General features: G+C 72.5%; 18 protein-coding genes. 10 read left to right on the top strand and 8 right to left on the bottom strand.

Annotated features, from left to right (window positions below):
* Window positions 1–5: 5 nt before the first annotated feature.
* Together ACGH7X_RS21680 and ACGH7X_RS21675 are read right to left on the bottom strand one after the other, a co-directional pair.
* Window positions 6–677, bottom strand: coding sequence for a response regulator (locus tag ACGH7X_RS21680; RefSeq protein WP_399887054.1), 672 nt, complete (start codon window positions 675–677; stop codon window positions 6–8).
* Window positions 674–2,389 carry a sensor histidine kinase gene (locus ACGH7X_RS21675; RefSeq protein ID WP_399887053.1) on the bottom strand — a complete coding sequence of 572 codons (1,716 nt, stop codon included), beginning with the start codon at window positions 2,387–2,389 and terminating at the stop codon, window positions 674–676. Before ACGH7X_RS21675 ends, ACGH7X_RS21680 begins: the two co-directional genes overlap by 4 nt.
* Before the next feature lie 848 nt (window positions 2,390–3,237).
* Between ACGH7X_RS21675 and ACGH7X_RS21670 the strand changes: the two genes are divergently transcribed.
* The 5 genes from ACGH7X_RS21670 (at window position 3,238) to cseC (ending at window position 8,012) form a co-directional block, all read left to right on the top strand.
* Window positions 3,238–4,206 (top strand): A/G-specific adenine glycosylase, encoded by a 969-nt coding sequence (locus ACGH7X_RS21670; protein ID WP_399887052.1) that lies wholly within the window; start codon window positions 3,238–3,240, stop codon window positions 4,204–4,206.
* 295 nt (window positions 4,207–4,501) lie between these two features.
* Window positions 4,502–5,035 (top strand): SigE family RNA polymerase sigma factor, encoded by a 534-nt coding sequence (locus ACGH7X_RS21665; RefSeq protein ID WP_399887051.1) that lies wholly within the window; start codon window positions 4,502–4,504, stop codon window positions 5,033–5,035.
* On the top strand, window positions 5,023–5,694 hold the full coding sequence (locus ACGH7X_RS21660) for a hypothetical protein (RefSeq protein ID WP_399887050.1): 672 nt from the start codon (window positions 5,023–5,025) through the stop codon (window positions 5,692–5,694). The genes ACGH7X_RS21665 and ACGH7X_RS21660 overlap by 13 nt, the downstream gene beginning before the upstream one ends.
* A 187-nt stretch (window positions 5,695–5,881) precedes the next feature.
* Window positions 5,882–6,586: a two-component system response regulator CseB gene (cseB, locus tag ACGH7X_RS21655; protein ID WP_399887049.1), complete on the top strand. Its 705-nt coding sequence runs from the start codon at window positions 5,882–5,884 to the stop codon at window positions 6,584–6,586.
* 16 nt (window positions 6,587–6,602) lie between these two features.
* Complete coding sequence (gene cseC / locus ACGH7X_RS21650) at window positions 6,603–8,012, top strand: two-component system sensor histidine kinase CseC (protein ID WP_399887048.1); 1,410 nt, start codon at window positions 6,603–6,605, stop codon at window positions 8,010–8,012.
* 109 nt (window positions 8,013–8,121) lie between these two features.
* Here cseC and ACGH7X_RS21645 read toward each other — a convergent pair whose 3' ends face one another.
* Entirely contained in the window at window positions 8,122–8,574 is a 453-nt protein-coding gene (locus ACGH7X_RS21645) for an Lrp/AsnC family transcriptional regulator (RefSeq protein ID WP_399887047.1), read from the bottom strand.
* 116 nt (window positions 8,575–8,690) lie between these two features.
* On the opposite strand from ACGH7X_RS21645, the gene ACGH7X_RS21640 reads away from it, so the two are divergent.
* Window positions 8,691–9,302, top strand: coding sequence for a LysE family translocator (locus tag ACGH7X_RS21640; protein ID WP_399897226.1), 612 nt, complete (start codon window positions 8,691–8,693; stop codon window positions 9,300–9,302).
* Between the two features lie 244 nt (window positions 9,303–9,546).
* Here ACGH7X_RS21640 and ACGH7X_RS21635 read toward each other — a convergent pair whose 3' ends face one another.
* Entirely contained in the window at window positions 9,547–9,744 is a 198-nt protein-coding gene (locus ACGH7X_RS21635) for a DUF397 domain-containing protein (protein ID WP_399887046.1), read from the bottom strand.
* Window positions 9,704–10,552, bottom strand: a complete 849-nt coding sequence (locus ACGH7X_RS21630) for a helix-turn-helix transcriptional regulator (RefSeq protein WP_399887045.1) — start codon at window positions 10,550–10,552, stop codon at window positions 9,704–9,706. Before ACGH7X_RS21630 ends, ACGH7X_RS21635 begins: the two co-directional genes overlap by 41 nt.
* 158 nt (window positions 10,553–10,710) lie before the next feature.
* Here ACGH7X_RS21630 and ACGH7X_RS21625 point away from each other — a divergent pair, with 158 nt between their 5' ends.
* Window positions 10,711–11,088, top strand: a complete 378-nt coding sequence (locus ACGH7X_RS21625) for an ATP-binding protein (RefSeq protein WP_399897223.1) — start codon at window positions 10,711–10,713, stop codon at window positions 11,086–11,088.
* A gap of 8 nt (window positions 11,089–11,096) precedes the next feature.
* Here the strand turns inward: ACGH7X_RS21625 and ACGH7X_RS21620 are convergent, their stop codons facing one another.
* A complete protein-coding gene (locus tag ACGH7X_RS21620; protein ID WP_399887044.1) occupies window positions 11,097–11,564 on the bottom strand; it encodes a hypothetical protein in 468 nt (155 codons plus the stop codon).
* 153 nt (window positions 11,565–11,717) lie between these two features.
* On the opposite strand from ACGH7X_RS21620, the gene ACGH7X_RS21615 reads away from it, so the two are divergent.
* Window positions 11,718–12,503: an SAM-dependent methyltransferase gene (locus tag ACGH7X_RS21615; protein ID WP_399887043.1), complete on the top strand. Its 786-nt coding sequence runs from the start codon at window positions 11,718–11,720 to the stop codon at window positions 12,501–12,503.
* Window positions 12,504–12,606: 103 nt separating this feature from the next.
* On the opposite strand, the gene ACGH7X_RS21610 is transcribed toward ACGH7X_RS21615, so the two are convergent.
* Window positions 12,607–14,208 (bottom strand): MDR family MFS transporter, encoded by a 1,602-nt coding sequence (locus ACGH7X_RS21610; protein ID WP_399887042.1) that lies wholly within the window; start codon window positions 14,206–14,208, stop codon window positions 12,607–12,609.
* A gap of 166 nt (window positions 14,209–14,374) precedes the next feature.
* Between ACGH7X_RS21610 and ACGH7X_RS21605 the strand changes: the two genes are divergently transcribed.
* Window positions 14,375–14,992, top strand: coding sequence for a TetR/AcrR family transcriptional regulator (locus ACGH7X_RS21605; protein ID WP_399887041.1), 618 nt, complete (start codon window positions 14,375–14,377; stop codon window positions 14,990–14,992).
* Window positions 14,993–15,011: 19 nt separating this feature from the next.
* Here the strand turns inward: ACGH7X_RS21605 and ACGH7X_RS21600 are convergent, their stop codons facing one another.
* Entirely contained in the window at window positions 15,012–15,698 is a 687-nt protein-coding gene (locus tag ACGH7X_RS21600) for a M23 family metallopeptidase (RefSeq protein WP_399887040.1), read from the bottom strand.
* A 399-nt stretch (window positions 15,699–16,097) separates the two neighbouring features.
* Between ACGH7X_RS21600 and ACGH7X_RS21595 the strand changes: the two genes are divergently transcribed.
* The gene (locus tag ACGH7X_RS21595) at window positions 16,098–18,686 is read left to right on the top strand and encodes an NACHT domain-containing protein (RefSeq protein ID WP_399887039.1); all 2,589 of its coding nucleotides are present in this window, start codon (window positions 16,098–16,100) and stop codon (window positions 18,684–18,686) included.
* Window positions 18,687–18,695 lie beyond the last annotated feature (9 nt).

The raw sequence follows: 18,695 nt of genomic DNA, 5'->3' as shown, positions 1-18,695 counted from the left end.
GCGGCTCAGGCGCCCGGCTCGACCAGTCCCGCCTCGTAGGCCACGATCGCGGCCTGGACCCGGTTGCGTACCTCCAGCCGGTCCAGGACCGCGCTCACGTACGCCTTCACCGTGCCCTCGACCAGGTGGAGCCGGGCGGCGATCTCCGGGTTGGACAGGCCCGCGCCGACGAGGCCGAGGACCTCGCGCTCCCGGGGGCTCAGCCGCGCCGCCCGCGTGCGGGCAAGCTCCTCGCGGGCGAGGCGGCCGCCACCACCGCCCCTGCCGAGGTCCTCGATGACGTACCGGGCGACCTTCGGGGAGAGGAAGGCGGCGCCCTGCGCCACGGCCCGCACACCGGCCATCAGTTCGTAGGGGTCACCGGACTTGAGCAGGAAGCCGGTGGCGCCCGCGGCCAGGGCGCGGGCGACGTAGGCCTGTTCGGAGAAGGTGGTGAGCATGGCGACGGCGGTGCCGGGTGCGGTCCGTACGATCTCCCGCGCGGCGGCGAGTCCGTCCAGGCGGGGCATGCGGATGTCCAGCAGGGCCACGTCGGGGCGGTGCGCGCGGGCCAGTTCGACCGCTTCGCGGCCGTCGCCCGCCTCGGCGACGACCTCGCTCTCGCCGCCGCTCGCCAGGATGGCGCGGACGCCGGCCCGCACCATCGCCTCGTCGTCGGCCAGCAGTACCCGGATCACCGTGCGGGCTCCTTCTCGTTCTTGTGGTCCGGTCCGCCGACGCCGGGGACGACGTCCTTGGCGGCCAGCTCCCCGTGTTCGTCGAAGCAGAGCCGGAAGTGGTCGATGGAGACGAGGAGTTCGCCGCTCGCCCGGTAGTAGTGGCAGTCCGTCCCCTCCGGTGGCGCCGGGGCGCGGTCGGTCGGCGGATCGTGGGCCTCGCGGTCCGGCAGGACGGGGGCGACCTCGTCGTACGGCGTGCCCGGGCGCAGCTTCGCGTACGCGCTCGGGGTGAGCACCGAGTGCGTCTCGGTGAACGCGTACCAGCCGAACGCGGCGCCCACCAGGACGAGTCCCGCACCGGCCGCGGCGCCCAGGCCGAGGGCGACGCGGCGGCGGGCGCGGGTGAAGGGGGCCGTGGGGGCGGGCGGGGAGACACGGGGGGCGCTCGGCTGGGCGGGGACGTACGCGCAGGCCCGGAACCCCTCTCCGTGCGGGCCCGCCCTGAAGTCGCCGCCGACCGAGGTCACGGCGGCGCGCAGCCCGAGCAGGCCCGAGCCGCCCGAGGAGTGGGAAGCGGGTTCGGTGGCCGGTCCGTTGGTGACCGTGACCGTGGTTCCGGCGGGCTGCCCGCCGAGCGCCACGACGACGGGGGCGCCCGGGGCGTGCCGGGCGGCGTTGGTCAGGGCCTCGCGCACGACCCGGTGCAGCAGCCGTTCGGCGATGCCGCCCGGCTCGGGGGCCGCCTCGGCGGTGTCCCGCGCCTCCCAGCGGACGGGGAGGCCCGACTCGGCGGCGCGGGCGACGAGTTCCTCGACGCTCTCGCCCGCCGGGGCCAGCGGGACGGGTTCGTCGTCCTCGCGCAGTACGCCGATGATGCGGTGCAGGTGGTCGGTGGCGTCCGCGGCGGCGGCGCGCAGGTCGGCCGCGGCGGCACGGTGGTCGGCGGCGAGACCGGGGGCGACCTGGAGGGCGGCGGCGCGCAGCGCGAGCAGGCTCAGTTCGTGGCCGAGGGAGTCGTGCATGTCCTGGGCGATGCGGGCCCGTTCGCGCAGCCTGGCCCGTTCCTCGGCGTGCCGTTGCTCGTCCTCCAGCCGGGCCGCCCTGAGCCAGCCGGCCTCGGCGAGCGCCCGGCTCTGCCGCCAGTAGCGTCCGGCCAGCCAGGGGAAGACGCAGCCGAAGAGCAGCGTGCCGGTCAGGACCAGCGTCTCGGGCACCGGGTCGACTCCGGCCAGCGCGATCCGTACCGTGCCGGCGACACCGACGCCGACGAAACCGGCCACCGCGGGGTGCGGCCGCTGTGCACGCAGGCCCAGCAGGAGGGCGAGGGTGCCGAGGGCGGGGCCGTAGGAGACGCTGAACAGGGCCGGGGCGGCGGCCACGCTCAGGACGGCCGCCAGCGCGTACGCGGCGAGCGGCCGGCGCCGGGCGAGCGCGACGGCCGCGGCGAGCACCCCCAGGCCGGCCAGCTGCTGCCACATCGCACGCGGTTCATTCATCCCCAGCCGGTCCGCGGTGATCGCGGGCAGGGCGAGGACAGCCCACAGCAGGACGCCTCGGCCGAGGGAGGCGAGGCGGGCGGGGCGTACGGCGGGGGCAGCGGAGCCTGCGGTGGGGTCGGGAGCGATGTCGGCAGGCTTCACGCCGGAGGCAGCCGTGTCGGCGCGGCCCGTCCGGCCGACGGCCTCTCCCCGATCGGCCTCCACCGGCCCGTTGGCGCCAACGCCGGACACGGCACGCCTCCAAGGCTTCGCATGCCCACTGGGCGCCGTTTCTCCGGCGGGTGCGCTGTCCTCGTCGGGCGCGGCGTCCCGACCAGGCGTGGCGTACCCGCCGGGCGCGGTGTCCGCACCAGGCACCGTGTCCCCGCCAGGCGTGGCGTACCCACCAGGCGCCGCGTCCCCACCAGACCCGGTGTCCCCACCAGGCCCGGTGTCTCCACCAGGCGTGGCGTACCCGCCAGGCGCGGTGTCCCCACCGGGCACCGTGCCCCCGCCAGGCACCGTGCCCCCGCCAGGCGTGGCGTACCCACCAGGCGCCGCGTCCCCACCAGACCCGGTGTCCCCACCAGGCCCGGTGTCCCCACCAGGCGCGGTGTCCCCACCGGGCACCGTGCCCCCGCCAGGCACCACGTCTCCGCCAGGCACCGTGCCCCCGCCAGGCGTGGCGTATCCACCAGGCGCGGTGTCCCCACCGGGCGCCACGTCCCCGCCAGGTACCGTGTCCGCGCCAGGCGTGGCGTACCCGCCGGGCACCGTGTGCCCACCAGGCACCGTGTCCCCGCCAGGCGTGGCGTACCCGCCGGGCACCGTGTGCCCACCAGGCGCCGCGCCCCCACCAGGCACCGTGTCCCCGCCAGGTGGTGCTTCTGTGCTCGGTGTCGGTCGGGCGGTCGGCGTCGCTTTGCCGCCCAGGGTGTCCTCGCCGGTTGCGGCGGCGTCGGCCGGGTGGGTGGCGTTCATGGCAGCGACGCTACAAGCGGCGGGCAGGGCCGCGCCCCTGTCGATCGTCAGGTGTCCTGGGCGCCACCGGGTGGCGATGCGCCCGTGTGGTGGTCCTCCCGTGGCAGGATCGGAGGGTCATGACTGCGCCCACGAAGCCCTCGCCCAACGGCCCCTCCGACCCCGCCGCGGCCGCGGCCTCCGCCGCCACCCCGGCCGGCGGGCGGGCCGCGTCCGGTGTGCCGCTGCACTCCCCCGTGATCGACTGGTTCGACGAGCACGCCCGTGACCTGCCGTGGCGGCGCCCGGAGGCCGGTGCCTGGGGTGTGATGGTCAGTGAGTTCATGCTCCAGCAGACGCCGGTGAGCCGCGTCCAGCCCGTCTACGAGCAGTGGCTGGCCCGCTGGCCGCGCCCCGCCGACCTCGCCGCGGAGGCGCCCGGCGAGGCCGTCCGCGCCTGGGGCCGGCTCGGCTACCCGCGCCGCGCCCTGCGCCTGCACGGCGCCGCCGCGGCCATAACGGAACGGCACGGCGGTGACGTACCCGCCGACCACGCCCAGCTGCTGGCGCTGCCCGGCATCGGCGAGTACACGGCCGCCGCGGTGGCCTCCTTCGCCTACGGCCAGCGGCACGCCGTGCTGGACACCAACGTCCGCCGGGTGTTCGCCCGCGCGGTCACCGGTGTGCAGTACCCGCCGAACGCCACCACCGCCGCCGAGCGGAAACTGGCCCGGGCGCTGCTGCCGCAGGACGACGCGAGCGCCTCCCGCTGGGCCGCCGCCTCGATGGAGCTGGGCGCGCTGGTCTGCACGGCGAAGAACGAGTCGTGCCACCGCTGTCCGATCGCGGCCCAGTGCGCCTGGCGGCTGGCCGGCAAGCCCGCGCACGACGGGCCGCCGCGGCGCGGTCAGACGTACGCGGGCACCGACCGTCAGGTGCGCGGGCGGCTGCTCGCGGTGCTGCGCGAGGCGACCGGGCCGGTGCCGCAGGCGGCCCTCGACCAGGTGTGGCAGGAGCCGGTCCAGCGCGCCCGCGCCCTGGACGGCCTCGTGGCCGACGGTCTGGTGGAGCCGCTGGCGGACGGGCTGTACAGGCTGCCGCTGAGCTGAGCCGAGCTGACGGACAGCCGGAGCACAGAGGTGGAAGGTACTTCTGTGACGGCTCCCAAGTCGGGCAAATCGTCCGATATGACAATCAAGTGGCCCGCTGACGTGCCCGGTTCCTCCCTCCGTTACACAACCGACGGACAGCCGAGGGTTTGCCGCAGGCTGCTTCGCACAGCGCCGTGACAACGCTTCCCTACCTTCGTTTGCATGCCCCCTGGGCACAGCACGACTACGGACCACAGGCAGTGGGCCGGCGGTGACGACACCGGCGGAGTACGGGGATCGGAAGGCGGTTGACATGGGCGAGGTGCTCGAGTTCGAGGAGTACGTCCGCACCCGGCAGGACGCGCTGCTGCGCAGCGCCCGGCGCCTGGTCCCGGACCCCGTCGACGCCCAGGACCTGCTGCAGACCGCGCTGGCACGCACGTACCGCCGCTGGTCGACGATCGAGGACAAGCGCCTCGCGGACGCCTACCTGCGCCGGGTGATGATCAACACGCGGACCGAGTGGTGGCGGGCGCGGAAGCTGGAGGAGGTGCCGACCGAGCAGCTCCCCGAGTCCCCCATGGACGACGCCACCGAGCAGCACGCGGACCGCGCCCTGCTGATGGACGTCATGAAGGTGCTCGCCCCGAAGCAGCGCAGCGTCGTGGTGCTGCGACACTGGGAGCAGATGTCAACGGAGGAGACCGCCGCCGCCCTCGGCATGTCGGCGGGAACGGTCAAGAGCACGCTGCACCGGGCGCTCGCCCGGCTCCGCGAGGAGCTGGTCGCCCGCGATCTGGACGCGCGGGCGCTGGAGCGTGAGGAGCGGGAGCGTTGCGCGGCCTGACCGACGGTCGGACTCCCGGGGAGACCCGGAGAACCACGCAGGCGGCGAGTACGGCGGTGGCCGTGTTCGTCGCCCTCGGCGTTTCCCTCTCCGGCTGCGGGACCGGCGGCACCGGCGCCCGCGACGAGGGCCCGGCCCACGCGGACGCGGTGGGCGGCGCGGCCTCCTCCTCGCCCGCGGCGAAGGCGTCCCCCTCGAAGGTCCCCGACCGCGTGGACGCCGTGCGGCTGGTCAAGTCCGACCCCAAGGTCTCCGCGGAGGTCAAGCGCGAGCTGAAGCCGTGTGTCGCCGACGAGTACCCCGTCGACGTGTCGTACGGCGAGCTGACCAAGGGCTCGGCGGAGGACGTCGTCGTCAACGTGCTGACGTGCGGTGACGCGGTGGGTGTGGGCAGTTACGTGTACCGCGAGGAGGACGGCGCGTACCAGAATGTGTTCAAGGCCGAGGAGCCTCCGGTCTACGCGGAGATCGACCGCGGCGACCTGGTGGTGACCAAGCAGGTGTACGAGAAGGGCGACCCGGTGTCCAGTCCGTCAGGCGAGAACGTGATCACGTACCGCTGGGCGTCGGGCCGTTTCGCCGAGGAGTACCGCACCCACAACGACTACAGCAACGCCGTGGGGAACGCGCCGACCCCGGTTCCGGAGCCGGACAGCTGACGTAGCGGGCGGCTCGTGAACCGATCGGGCCGCCCGCACCGATGAGGGAGTGAACGCGGTGCGCGATCCGGGCGTCTGCCCGAGCGGGCGCGAGTGACCGCTCCGCGTCCGCCGACCGCACCCGACAGACCCCACGCCCGACCCGACCGACCGACCCGACAACACAACGAGGACTGAGAGCACCGGGATGGCAGACCAGACCCACGTCCTGTTCGTCGAGGACGACGATGTCATCCGCGAGGCCACCCAGCTCGCCCTGGAGCGGGACGGCTTCGCGGTCACCGCGATGCCCGACGGGCTGTCGGGCCTGGAGTCCTTCCGGGCCGACCGCCCCGACATCGCGCTCCTCGACGTCATGGTCCCCGGTCTCGACGGCGTCAGCCTGTGCCGCCGCATCCGGGACGAGTCCACCGTGCCGGTGATCATGCTGTCGGCGCGGGCGGACTCCATCGACGTCGTGCTGGGCCTGGAGGCGGGCGCCGACGACTACGTCACCAAGCCCTTCGACGGGGCCGTGCTGGTCGCCCGGATCCGGGCGGTGCTGCGCCGCTTCGGTCACGCCGCCGGCGACGACCGGGGCGAGGGCGCGGGCGCCGCGGACACCGGGGGCGTGCTCACCTTCGGTGACCTGGAGGTGGACACGGAGGGCATGGAGGTGCACCGGGCCGGGCGGCCGGTGGCGCTCACCCCCACCGAGATGCGGCTGCTGCTGGAGTTCTCCTCCGCGCCGGGCACCGTGCTCTCGCGCGACAAGCTCCTGGAGCGTGTGTGGGACTACGGCTGGGGCGGGGACACCCGCGTCGTCGACGTGCATGTGCAGCGGCTGCGCACCAAGATCGGCCAGGACCGGATCGAGACGGTCCGCGGCTTCGGCTACAAGTTGAAGGCCTGAGCGGGGATACAGGGATATGCGGGGGTTCTTCCGACGCCGGACCGCCTCGCCTCCGGGGCGCCCGGACGACCGCGGGGGGCCGGGCGTCCTCACGCGCGGCATCCGCACCGGGCTGCGCTGGAAGCTGAGCGCGGCCATCGCACTGGTCGGCGCGCTGGTGGCGGTCGCCCTGAGCCTGGTCGTGCACAACGCCGCCCGGGTGTCGATGCTGGACAACGCCCGTGACCTCGCGGACGACCGGGTCCTGATCGCCCAGCGCAACTACGAGCTGTCCGGGCGCCAGAACTTCCCTAACGCCAAGATCGACGACCCCGAGCTGCCGGCCGAGCTGCGTCACAAGATCGAGGCCGGGCGCCGGGCGACCTACGTCTCCGAGCGACCCGACGGGGTGACGGACATCTGGGCCGCGGTGCCGCTCAAGGACGGGCACGTGATGTCCCTGCACTCCGGTTTCACCGACCGCAGCGCGGACATCCTCAAGGACCTCGACCAGGCCCTGGTCATCGGATCCATCGCGGTCGTCCTCGGTGGCAGCGCGCTCGGCGTGCTCATCGGCGGTCAGCTCTCGCGCCGGCTGCGCAAGGCCGCCGCCGCGGCGAACCGGGTCGCGGGCGGTGAGGCGGACGTCCGGGTGCGGGACGCCATCGGCGGCGTGGTCCGGGACGAGACGGACGACGTCGCGAGTGCCGTGGACGCGATGGCTGACGCGTTGCAGCAGCGCATCGAGGCCGAGCGCCGGGTCACCGCGGACATCGCGCACGAGCTGCGCACCCCGGTGACCGGCCTGCTCACCGCCGCCGAGCTGCTGCCGCCGGGGCGGCCCACCGAGCTGGTGCTGGACCGGGCGAAGGCGATGCGCACGCTCGTCGAGGACGTCCTGGAGGTGGCCCGGCTCGACGGGGCCTCGGAGCGGGCCGAGCTGCAGGACATCATGCTGGGCGACTTCGTGACCCGGCGGGTGGCGGCCAAGGACCCGGCCGTCGAGGTCCGGGTGATCCACGAGTCGGAGGTCACCACCGACCCGCGCCGCCTGGAGCGCGTGCTGTTCAACCTGCTCGCCAACGCCGCCCGGCACGGCCGCTCGCCCGTCGAGGTCGGCGTCGAGGGCCGGGTGATCCGGGTCCGCGACCACGGGCCGGGCTTCCCCGAGGACCTGCTGGCGGAGGGCCCGAGCCGTTTCCGCACCGGCAGCACGGACCGGGCCGGCCGCGGACACGGGCTCGGCCTGACCATCGCGGCCGGCCAGGCCCGCGTACTGGGCGCCCGCCTCACCTTCCGCAACGTACGCCCACCCGGCGCCCCCGCCCACGTACCGGCCGAGGGTGCGGTCGCCGTCCTGTGGCTGCCGGAACACGCACCGACGAACACGGGGAGCTACCCGATGCTCCCGGACCGGACCCCGAGCGGGTCGCAGAGCCGGTCCTAGGCCGCCCGGGCGGCTCTGAGGTACTGGCCGGGCCGCAACTGCCGCAGCTTGTCCGTACGCCGAAGGTGGCACGGGGCACTGACAACGGCCGGATGCCCGATGCCGGATGTCACAGGGGCAGGGGGCGGGCCTCGACCAGGTTGGCCATGACGAGGGTGGAGCTGAGGCGCTGGACGCCGGGGAGGGAGGCGAGGCGTTCGTCGTAGAGGCGCCGGTACGCCTCCAGGTCGCGGGTGACGACGCGCAGGAGGTAGTCGGGGTCGCCGAACAGCCGCTGGGCCTGGAGGACATGGGGGATCTCGGCCACGGCCGCTTCGAAGGCGGCCACGGTCTGGCGGTCCTCGTAGCGCATGGTGACGAAGACCAGAGCCTCGAAGCCCAGGCCGAGCGCGGGCGCGTTCAGTGCCGCGTGGTAGCCGGTGATCGCACCGGAGCGTTCCAGGGCGCGCAGACGCCGGTGACACGGGGAGACGCTGAGCCGGACCCGCTCGGCGAGTTCGGTCAGGGTCTGCCGGCCGTCCTTCTGCAGCTCGGCAAGGATCTTCCGGTCCACGTCGTCCATGGGGGAAATTCTTCCACTTGCGGGAAGGAAGTGGGGAAAATTTGAAAGCATCTTTCCGGCAATCTCTCCTAATCTGCCCCGGAGAGTCGGAAGAAGTGTGAGGTGGAGACGTGGAAATCGCCGGCATCGGGGCGTTCTGGTCGGTGTCCTTCCTGTTGGTGCTCGTTCCGGGAGCGGACTGGGCCTACGCGATCACGGCGGGGCTGCGGCACCGGTCGGTGCTGCCCGCGGTCGGCGGGCTGCTGAGCGGTTACGTCCTGCTGACCGCCGTCGTCGCCGCGGGCCTGGCCACCGCGGTCGCCGGTTCGCCGACGGTACTGACCGCGCTGACGGCCGCCGGGGCGACGTACCTGGTCTGGCTCGGCGCCACGACCCTGGTCCGCCCCGCCGCGCCCCGGGCCGAGGGCGGTGACGGCGGGGCCGACTCGTGGGTGGGGCGGGTGGCCAGAGGGGCAGGCATCAGCGGGCTCAATCCCAAGGCGCTGCTGCTTTTCCTCGCCCTCCTGCCGCAGTTCGCCGCCCGGGACGCCGACTGGCCCTTCGCCGCGCAGATCGTCGCCCTCGGCCTGGTGCACACGGCCAACTGTGCCGTGGTCTACGCCGGGGTCGGCACCACCGCGCGCCGGATCCTGGGCGCCCGCCCGGCCGTCGCCACGGTGGTGTCCCGCTTCTCGGGCGCGGCGATGATCCTTGTCGGCGCCCTGCTGCTGGTGGAGCGGCTGGTCTAGGCCTCGGGGCGTGCCCATGGCCTGAGGCGCCATGGGCCTAAGGATTCAGGCAGGGCTCGGCTGGGAGCACTGGGCGCCCACCGCCTGCCCGGCGGCGGACCACGCCGGGACGGAGGGGCCGGAGTTGGCTCACCCCGAGGAGTTCCTCGCCCGGCAGGCAGACCCGGGTGGGCAGTAAGAAGCGTGAGCATGTTGGGGGTGACTGTCATCGGGCTGCTCGAATGAGCGGCCCGATGACAGATGGCTAGCGCAGTCCTTGGATGAAGGAGTGCCAGGCGGGGGCGGGGATGGTCAGGATCGGACCGCCCGGGTTCTTGCTGTCCCGCACGGGAACGGACCCGACGGGGCCGTTCGCCCCCACCTCGACGCATTCGCCGCCGGTGTTTCCGCTGTAACTGGACTTACGCCACTGGCTGTTCCTCTGGCTGGGAGCCGTGTCCATAGCGTTCCTCCATCACCCGGATGATCAGTTCCGCCGAATCCTCCACGGAGAGGGCAGCGGCCTGCAAGCGAGCGTAACGGAGCGCGGCTTCCCTGATGGTCTCCGGATTGGCCGTCATGTGACCGGAGATGACGTCTTCCGTGTAGATGATGTCCGGGTTGTCATCGAAGCGCATGGCAGTGAACGAACCGGCGAGACTGGCGTGGGCCCCCGCCTCGTTCGGCAGCACCTGGACATGCATCCAGCGGTGACCGGCGAACTCCAACAGCCGGGCCAGTTGCCGCCGCATCACCTCGTGACCTCCGATGGGGCGGTGCAGGACGGCCTCGTCCAGCACCACCCAGGCCAGCGGCGGCCGCTCACGCTCCAGAATGCGCTGGCGTTCCATCCGGGCCGCCAGCAGACCTTCCACGTCGTCCGGCATACCCGTCGCCAACACCGCCCGCGCGTACTCCGCCGTCTGCAGCAGCCCGTACACCAACTGGGCCTGATACGTGGAGATGTACGCCGCCTTCGCCTCCATCTCCGCGTACGGCTGGAACCAGGTGGGGAGTTGGCTGCGCAGCACCAGGCCGATCAGCCGCGAGAACAAGCCGTCCGTGCCCAGCGCGGCGTCCACGCGCTCGGAGAAGTCCCGCGTCGGGACCTTCTTCGTGGTCTCGATCTGGCCGACCAGTGAGCCGGTGCAGAAGATGATGTCGCCGAGCTGGCCCTGTTTGAGGCCGTGGGCCTCGCGCTGGCGGCGCAGTTCCCAGCCGTAGTAGTCGAGGGGGGACGCGGTCGGGTCGAGGGACTGGATGTTGGCCACTGCGGCACCTCACTCCGGGGCTGCGGACGGCAACGTCCGACGATGTTCGCTTCGCTGCGTAGTCGAGCGTACGCAGCGCGTCGCAGTCTTGTGGCGTGAATCACGTAACCGGTCCGCAGGCGGCGGACGTTGAGAGCCAGTACAACGCCGAGTTCGCCATGGGCGCGCACTCGGCCCGCCATCTGCGCCGCGTCCTGCGGCTGTACCTAGTCCGCTCGGGGATGCCGGACGTGGCCGACGCCGCCGAGCTGGCGCTCACGGAGCTGGTCGCCAACGTCGTACGGCACGTGCCCGGCCGTCGCTGCCGCGTGTGCTTCCTGCTCCAGCCCGGCGGGGTGCGGGTGGAGGTCGCCGACGGCTGCCCGGAGCTGCCGGTTCCGGCGGCTGCCGACACGCTGAGCGAGGGCGGGCGCGGGCTCGTGATCGTCGCGGCGGTGACCGACCGGTGGGGTGTCACGCCGTACGCGGACGGTCGGGGCAAGGTGGTTTGGTTCGAGTGCGCCGGCAAAGCGGGCCCGCCGTCGCCGCGTTCGTGACCGGCACCTCAGCCCGCCGCGTGCCGTGTGGCGGCGAGGCGTATCTCCTGGGCGGCGCCCGGTGGTTCCAGCAGCATGTTCCCGGCCTCACGGCCCTCGTGGTGGACGCGTAGGCGCGGGCCGTCGACCAGGACGCGCAGTTCCGGCCACGGGTGGCGCCACAGGAGTGCGGAGCGCTCCCACAGTTGCAGGCCGTGGCTGGTCACCACCAGCTGGTACTGCGGGCCCTCGTGCGCCGCGGGTGGCGTGTGTTCGCGGTACGGAGGCCGGACGGTGTAGGTGCCGAGGACCTTCTCCCCCGGCTCCAGGGCCTCGGCGCGCGCGGAGCGGCGTCGGCCGATCCGTACTCCCGCCCAACCGGCGAGGCCGGCCGTCAGCACGGCCATACCGGCCACCGCCCACCAGGGCAACGAGGCTCTCACGCCCGCCAGGACGACCGCGGCGACCGGTAGGACCGCGGTCCCGGCGGCGCCCATCAGCTCCGCTCGTCGGAAAGGTCTTCCGCTGTTGCCATCCATGCCGCACCCCAGTCCCCGCCCGCCGCCCCGGCGATTGCGCATCCACCCTAGCCACCCGGGTCGGCGAAACCCGGTTGTCCCCGGCTGGGCGATCGGCTTGGGTTCGTGGGCGTGACCGACTTGAGTGATCTCGTACGTCCGGACCGCTATCCGCGCTCCTCCCGCTACGACCCCGGCTGGCTGCTCGATCTCGACATGGGGCCGAACCCGCTGTGGCTGTTGGAGGACCTCGCCCGGGACCTGGAGCTGCGGCCGGGGATGCGGGTTCTCGACCTCGGTTCCGGGAAGGGCGCGACGTCGGTGTTCCTGGCCCGTGAGTACGGCGCGGAGGTCGTCGCGGCCGACTGGTGGATCGCGCCCGAGGAGGCGGCGGCCGTCTTCGCCGAGGCGGGGGTCGGCGACCGGGTGACGGCGGTGCGGGCGGAGGCGCACGCCCTGCCGTTCGAGGAGGCGGACTTCGATGCCGTCGTCAGCGTCGACGCGTTCGAGTACTTCGGGACGGCGGACGGCTATCTGCCGTATCTCGTCCGGTTCCTGCGGCCCGGTGGGCAGTTGGGCGTGGCGACTCCCGCCATGACGCGGGAGGTGCGTGAGCTGGGGGCGATACCGCCGCACATCAGGGACGTGGTCGGCTGGGAGGCGATGGCCTGGCACACCGCCGAGTGGTGGCGCTTCCAGTGGGCGACCACCGAGCTGGTGGACGTCACCTCCGCGCGCCTGCAACCGGGCGCCTGGCGGGACTGGCTGCTGTGGGCCCGGGCGGGGGCCGCGTACCGGGTCGACGCCCGGAGCACGGACGACGCGAGCACGGATGCCGACCGGGCCGTGATCGACATGCTCCACGCCGACCGCGGCGAGTACCTCTCCTTCGCCCTGGTCACCGCGCGCAGGAGGTGACGCCCAACCCCGGCCCCGAACCCGGACGGCCACGACGAAGGCCTCCGGGTGGCCGAAACCACCCGGAGGCCCGGTGCGGGGCAGGCGGCGGACCGCCGCGGGGTCAGACCGACTCGGTCACCGGTGCCTTCGCCGTGGCGTCGTCGCCGTCGGCCGGGGCGTCGGCCGGCTTCGAGCCCGCGCCCTTCAGCGGGACCTCCTTCACGAAGACCGCGGCGACCAGCGCGACCACCGCCACCACGGAGCCGAGCAGGAAGGCGCCGTGGACACCGGAGGACACCGCGTGCTGGTAGGCGTCGCGCAGCACCTCGGGCAGCTTCGCCAGCGCGTCCGGCGTCAGCTGCGCCGACTGCTCGGTCATCTTCGAGCCCGCCGCACCGGCCCGCTCGGTCATGACGTCCTGGACGCGGTGGTTGAACAGCGCGCCCATGATCGCGACGCCGAAGGAGGCTCCGAGGGTACGGAAGAGGGTCGTGGAGGAGGACGCGACGCCCATGTCCTTCATCTCCACGCTGTTCTGCGCCACCAGCATGGTGATCTGCATCAGGCAGCCCATGCCGAGACCGAGGACGGCCATGTACAGACCGGAGGTGAACCGGGTGGTGTCGGTGTCCATCGTGGACAGGAGATACAGCCCGACCGTCATCAGCGCGCCGCCGGCCAGCGGGAAGATCTTGTAGCGGCCGGTGTTGGTGGTGATCCGCCCGGCGACCATCGAGGTGACGAGCATCGCCCCCAGCATCGGCAGGAGCAGCAGCCCGGAGTTGGTGGCGGACGCGCCCTGCACCGACTGCTGGTACAGCGGCAGGAAGAGCGTGGCGCCGAACATCACGAAGCCGACGATGAAGCCGATGACGGACATCAGCGTGAAGTTGCGGCTGCGGAAGATGTGCAGCGGCAGGATCGGCTCGGCGGCCCTGGTCTGCCAGAACACGAACCCGACCAGCGCGACGACTCCGATGCCGATCAGCTCCATGATCCGCGCGGAGGTCCAGGCGTACTCCGTGCCGCCCCAGGTGGTGACGAGCACGATGGCGGTGATGCCGACGGTCAGCAGCGCGGCGCCCGGATAGTCGATCCGCGCCTGGCTGCGCTTCTTCGGCAGGTGCAGTACGGCGCTGATGGCGATCAGCGCGATCGCGCCGAGCGGCAGGTTGATGTAGAAGGACCAGCGCCAGCCCCAGTTGTCGGTGATGGTGCCGCCGACCAGCGGTCCGCCGATCATCGCCAGCGCCATGACGCCGGCCATCATGCCCTGGTACTTGCCGCGCTCCCTGGGCGGTATCAGGTCGCCGATGATCGCCATGACGCCGACCATCAGACCGCCGGCGCCCAGGCCCTGAACGGCGCGGAAGCCGATGAGCTGGCCCATGTCCTGCGCCATGCCGCTGAGCGCCGAGCCGACCAGGAAGATCACGATGGACGTCATGAAGACGCCCTTGCGCCCGTACATGTCGCCGAGCTTGCCCCACAGCGGGGTGGCGGCCGCGGTGGCCAGGGTGTAGGCGGTGACGACCCAGGAGAGGTGCTCCAGGCCGCCCAGCTCACCCACGATCGTCGGCATCGCGGTACCGATGATCATGTTGTCGAGCATCGCGAGCATCATCGCGATCATGAGGGCGAGCAGGACGACCCGCACGCTCCTCGGCTGTTTTCCGGCACCGGCGCCGGCGCCGCCGGTCGCCGCCTCCACTGTGTCCGCCATGACTCCTACTCCCCCAGCTACCGCTGTTTGCGCTTCCCACTTACTTGCCGCCCGGCAAGTTGACTACACTCGGGAAGGTAGACGCGTAACTAGCCGGGCGTCAAGTAAGTTTTTCGGAAAGTGCGCGGAGCAGGCAGAGTGCGCGGAGCAGGAGGTGCGTAGGAGGATGGGCGGCACGATGAACGGCACCAGGCAGCAGCGGCGCCGCGGGGACACCCGCCAGCGCATCCAGGACGTGGCACTCGAACTCTTCGCCGAGCAGGGGTACGAGAAGACCTCGCTGCGCGAGATCGCCGAGCGCCTGGACGTGACCAAGGCCGCGCTGTACTACCACTTCAAGACCAAGGAAGAGATCCTCGTGAGCATCTTCGAGGATCTCTCGCGGCCGTTGGAGGACCTGATCGCCTGGGGGCGGGAGCAGCCGCACACCCTGGAGACGAAGCAGGAGATCATCCGTCGCTACAGCGCGGCGCTGGCGGGCGCCGCGCCACTGTTCCGCTTCATGCAGGAGAACCAGGCGACGGTGCGGGACCTGCGCATCGGCGAGTTGTTCAAGACCCGCATGTTCGGCCTGCGCGACATCCTCATGGACCCGGAAGCGGACCTGGTGGACCAGGTCCGCTGCATCAGCGCGCTGTTCACGCTGCACGCCGGGATGTTCATCCTGCGGGACCTCGAAGGCGACCCCGAGGAGCAGCGTGTCGCTGTTCTCGAGGTCGCCACCGATCTGGTCACCCAGGCGCACCGGGGTACCGCGGGCGGGCGCGAGGCCCCCGCTTCTTAGACGGCCCTTGGACGGGCCCTTAGACGGTCACGCCCTTGGCACGCAGGAAGGAGACCGGGTCGACGGCCGAGCCGTAGTTCGGGGTCGTGCGGATCTCGAAGTGCAGGTGCGGACCGCTGGAGTTACCGGTGTTGCCGGACTTGGCGATCGACTGGCCGGTCTTCACGACCTGCCCGATCTTCACGTTGATCTTGGACAGGTGCGCGTACTGGGAGTACATGCCGTTGCCGTGCTTGACGACGATCGCGTTGCCGTAGGCGGGGCCGTCACCGGCGCCGTTGCCGCCGGCCTTGACGACGGTGCCGCCGTGGGCGGCGACGACGTTGGTGCCGATCGGCACGGCGAAGTCCTGGCCGCTGTGCTTGTGCGCCCACATGCCGCCGTTCTGGGCGAAGCTGGCGCTCAGCTCGTACTTCTTGACCGGGTCCACCCAGGAGGCGGCCTTCTTCTTGGTGGCCGTCTTCGTGGCGGTGGTGCTCTTCTTGGCGCTCGCGGCGGCCTTCTCGGCCTTGGCCGCCTTGGCCTGCGCCGCGGCCTGGGCCTCTACGGCGCTCGCGGCGGCGTTGGTGCTGGAGGCCGCCGTGGTGCCGGTGGCGGCCGCGACCCCGGCTCCCAGTGCGACCGAGGCTCCGAGGCCTGCGGCCATCACCGCGGCGCGAGTGCGGAGGGTCGTACGGGAAGAACGGGACGTGACACGCGGAAACATTCGAACCTCATGGGGACGGGAGCAGAGGAATGCCCCTCCGGCGGGACGCACAGGGCGCTCGTCGGGCGGGCTCCACCTTGGTAACCCGACGGCCCCGAACCGCACAAAGGTGTGACCTACGACCGTATTTAGTACTTGAGCGCGAAACGTCATGACTCTCGACAGAGCCGCCATTCAGGACAAAACCAGCTCAGGACCCCGGACGCCGACCCCTCACACGTCCCGATATGTCCGATTTGCTGGCTCTTGCCGTTTCCACTATTCCCCGTAGTACGGGGCAAAAGCCCTGTGCGGCACATCACCGGCGCCCATGATCGAAGCACCGGTGAATGTGACGGGGGCTACTCCCGTCCCGGCTAACCCGCCCCCCGCGCAAGGGGGTTCACCTAGGCTCGGACCATGGTCGACGTCACAGCACTCGGGGCCCGTGTCGCGTCCAGCGCGGTCGCGCCCCTGGTCCGCCGGCTCTTCGTCCGGGACGGCCCGGGAGCGGGTCTTGTGGACCGGCCGGTGCGGATATCGGCGCTGGTGTCGTTCCGGGGCGAGAAGCGGACCGTCTCGCCCAAGGACGTCGAAAAGATCGCCGGGGAGCTGGTCCGCAGGGCCCTGACGGCGGCCGGGCCCGGGGAGGAGCCCGTCGACGCCGCCGAGGCGACCGCCGTCAAGGACGCCCTCGCCCGCACCCTCGCCCGGCTCGGCGAGATCACCGTCGAGGACTACGAGGCCGTCGGGCTCGGCCCCGAGCGCTTCGCCCGCGAGCTGCGCACCGGGGTGCCGCTGTCCCCGTACGGGCTCGGCGAGAGCGGCCTGCTGCTGTACGAGCGGCTGCTGCACACCGCCTCACTGCACATCCTGAACTTCCTCACCCAGCGCTCCACCTACGTCGCCCGCCAGCAGACCGTCCAGACCCAGCAGCTGGCCCGGCTGGTCCAGGCCGTCGACGTACTGCTGGAACGGCTGCCGTCCCAGTCGGCCGAGGACGCCGGGTTCGAGGAGCGCTACGCGGACCACATCGCCGCCCGCCACGGCACGCTCACCATCTACGGGCTGGACGCGGGGACCCGGGAGTGGCCGCTGGACACGGCGTATCTGAGCCTGGCGGCGACCCGCGCACGCCACGGACGCCAGGAGCCCGTCGGAGCCGAGCGGCTGCGCCTGTCCGCCGAGCAGGTGCTGGCCGGCCACGACCAGGTGTTCCTGCGCGGAGTCGCCGGTTCCGGCAAGACCACGCTCGTGCAGTGGCTCGCGGTCACCACGTCGAGCCGCTCCTACGACCACGGGCTGCCCCACCTGATCGGGCGGGTGCCGTTCGTGCTGCCCATGCGCCGGATCGTGCGCCCGGGGGCCGAGCTGCCCGTGCCCGGGGACTTCCTGCGGGCCGTCGGCGCCCCCGTGGCGGGGGAGCAGCCGCCCGGGTGGGTCGAGCGCGTCCTGCGGGCGCGCCGCGGGGTGCTGCTGGTCGACGGCATCGACGAGATCGCCGACGACCGCCGCGCCACCGTCCGCCGCTGGCTCCGTGAACTGGTGCGGGTCTTCCCGGGGAACCTGTGGCTGGTCACCTCGCGCCCCTCGGCCGTACCGCAGGACTGGCTGGCCGCCGAGGGCTTCCACGAGCTGGACCTCGCCCCGATGGGTCGTGCGGAGGTCGACACGTTCATACGGCGCTGGCACCGCGCGGCCGGCGCGGAGGAGTCGGTCGGCGTGGCGCTGCGCCACTCCGTGCGGACCTCCTCCGAACTGAACCGGCTCGCCACCAATCCCCTCATGTGCGGCATGCTGTGTGCCCTGCACCGCGACCGGCGCGGCTTCCTCCCGCAGGACCGCCGGTCCCTGTACGAGGCCGCCCTGACCATGCTCCTCGAACGCCGGGACCGCGAGCGCGAGCTGCACGCCCCCGCCGGGACCGCGCTGCCGTACACGACCCAGGTCCAGCTGCTGCAGAAGCTGGCGTGGTGGCTGATCCGCAACGGACGTGCGGAGATGGACCGGGCCGAGGCGCTCCAGATCATCGGCCGGGCCCTGCCCGCGCTGAATCTGTCCGCTGTCGGCGGCGAGGGGGTCTACGACGCGCTGCTGCTGCGCTCCGGGCTGCTGCGCGAACCCGCCGAGGGGCGGGTGGACTTCCTCCACCGCACCTTCCAGGACTATCTGGGCGCACGGCTGGCCGTGCAGGAGATGGACTTCGACCTGCTGGTCGACAACGCCCACCGGGACGAGTGGGAGGACGTCATCCTGCTCGCCGTCGCGCACGCCCGCCCGAAGGAGGCGGAGCACATGCTGCGCCGGCTCGCCGACCAGGGCACCCCCCGCGGCTCGCTGCTCGCTGCGGCCGGGCTGCGCTATGCGGCGGAGGTGGAGCCGGTCGTGCGCGAGCGGGTGGAGGAGGGGCTGGCGGCGCACGTCCCGCCGGCCGGCCTGGCTGCGGCGCAGGAGGTGGCGCGGGCCGGGGGCGATCTGGTGCTGGGCATGCTGCCGGGCCCGGACGGCATCGAGGACCGGACGGCCTACATGACCGTGCAGACCGCGATCGAGGTGGGCAGCGAGGCCGCGCTGCACTTCCTGACCCGCTTCCGGGACCATCCGAGCGAGGACGTCCAGCGGGCCCTGGCCGGCGCCTGGGACCAGTTCGACCGGGCCCGGTACGCGCACGAGATCCTCGCGCACCTGTCCTACCAGTCGTACCTCATGGTGACCACGCCCGATGATCTCCGCACCCTCCACTCACTGGGCGGCTGGCAGCGCCTCACGATCCGGGGCGCCTACCGGGTCGAGGACCTGACGGCGCTGATCGTGCCCGAGCAGCTCACCCACCTGGCGCTGGAGGCGCCGCATCCGGTGGAGGGGCTGTCCTGGCTGTCGGCCTTCCCCCGCCTGACCTCCGTCTACGTGGGCGGGGAAGTGGACGGGTCCGTGGCCGGGCAGATACCGGCCTGGGTGGAGGAGTTCGAGACCCTGGCGACCGTAGACCGCACCCACCTCGGGGAGTAGCCCACATTC

This window comes from Streptomyces sp. BBFR51 (genome assembly GCF_044591655.1).
Lineage (GTDB): Bacteria > Actinomycetota > Actinomycetes > Streptomycetales > Streptomycetaceae > Streptomyces.
Note: the sequence above shows the minus strand (reverse complement) of the source record. Positions and strands in the feature narration are given on the sequence as shown.

Coding starts and splice junctions, on each gene's coding strand:
- cseB (WP_399887049.1), top strand. CDS start 5,882: ATGGCAGACCAGACCCACGTCCTGTTCGTCGAGGACGACGATGTCATC.
- ACGH7X_RS21625 (WP_399897223.1), top strand. CDS start 10,711: ATGGGCGCGCACTCGGCCCGCCATCTGCGCCGCGTCCTGCGGCTGTAC.
- ACGH7X_RS21595 (WP_399887039.1), top strand. CDS start 16,098: ATGGTCGACGTCACAGCACTCGGGGCCCGTGTCGCGTCCAGCGCGGTC.
- ACGH7X_RS21620 (WP_399887044.1), bottom strand. CDS start 11,564: ATGGGCGCCGCCGGGACCGCGGTCCTACCGGTCGCCGCGGTCGTCCTG.
- ACGH7X_RS21635 (WP_399887046.1), bottom strand. CDS start 9,744: ATGGACACGGCTCCCAGCCAGAGGAACAGCCAGTGGCGTAAGTCCAGT.
- cseC (WP_399887048.1), top strand. CDS start 6,603: ATGCGGGGGTTCTTCCGACGCCGGACCGCCTCGCCTCCGGGGCGCCCG.
- ACGH7X_RS21605 (WP_399887041.1), top strand. CDS start 14,375: ATGGGCGGCACGATGAACGGCACCAGGCAGCAGCGGCGCCGCGGGGAC.
- ACGH7X_RS21610 (WP_399887042.1), bottom strand. CDS start 14,208: ATGGCGGACACAGTGGAGGCGGCGACCGGCGGCGCCGGCGCCGGTGCC.
- ACGH7X_RS21665 (WP_399887051.1), top strand. CDS start 4,502: ATGGGCGAGGTGCTCGAGTTCGAGGAGTACGTCCGCACCCGGCAGGAC.
- ACGH7X_RS21600 (WP_399887040.1), bottom strand. CDS start 15,698: ATGTTTCCGCGTGTCACGTCCCGTTCTTCCCGTACGACCCTCCGCACT.
- ACGH7X_RS21670 (WP_399887052.1), top strand. CDS start 3,238: ATGACTGCGCCCACGAAGCCCTCGCCCAACGGCCCCTCCGACCCCGCC.
- ACGH7X_RS21645 (WP_399887047.1), bottom strand. CDS start 8,574: ATGGACGACGTGGACCGGAAGATCCTTGCCGAGCTGCAGAAGGACGGC.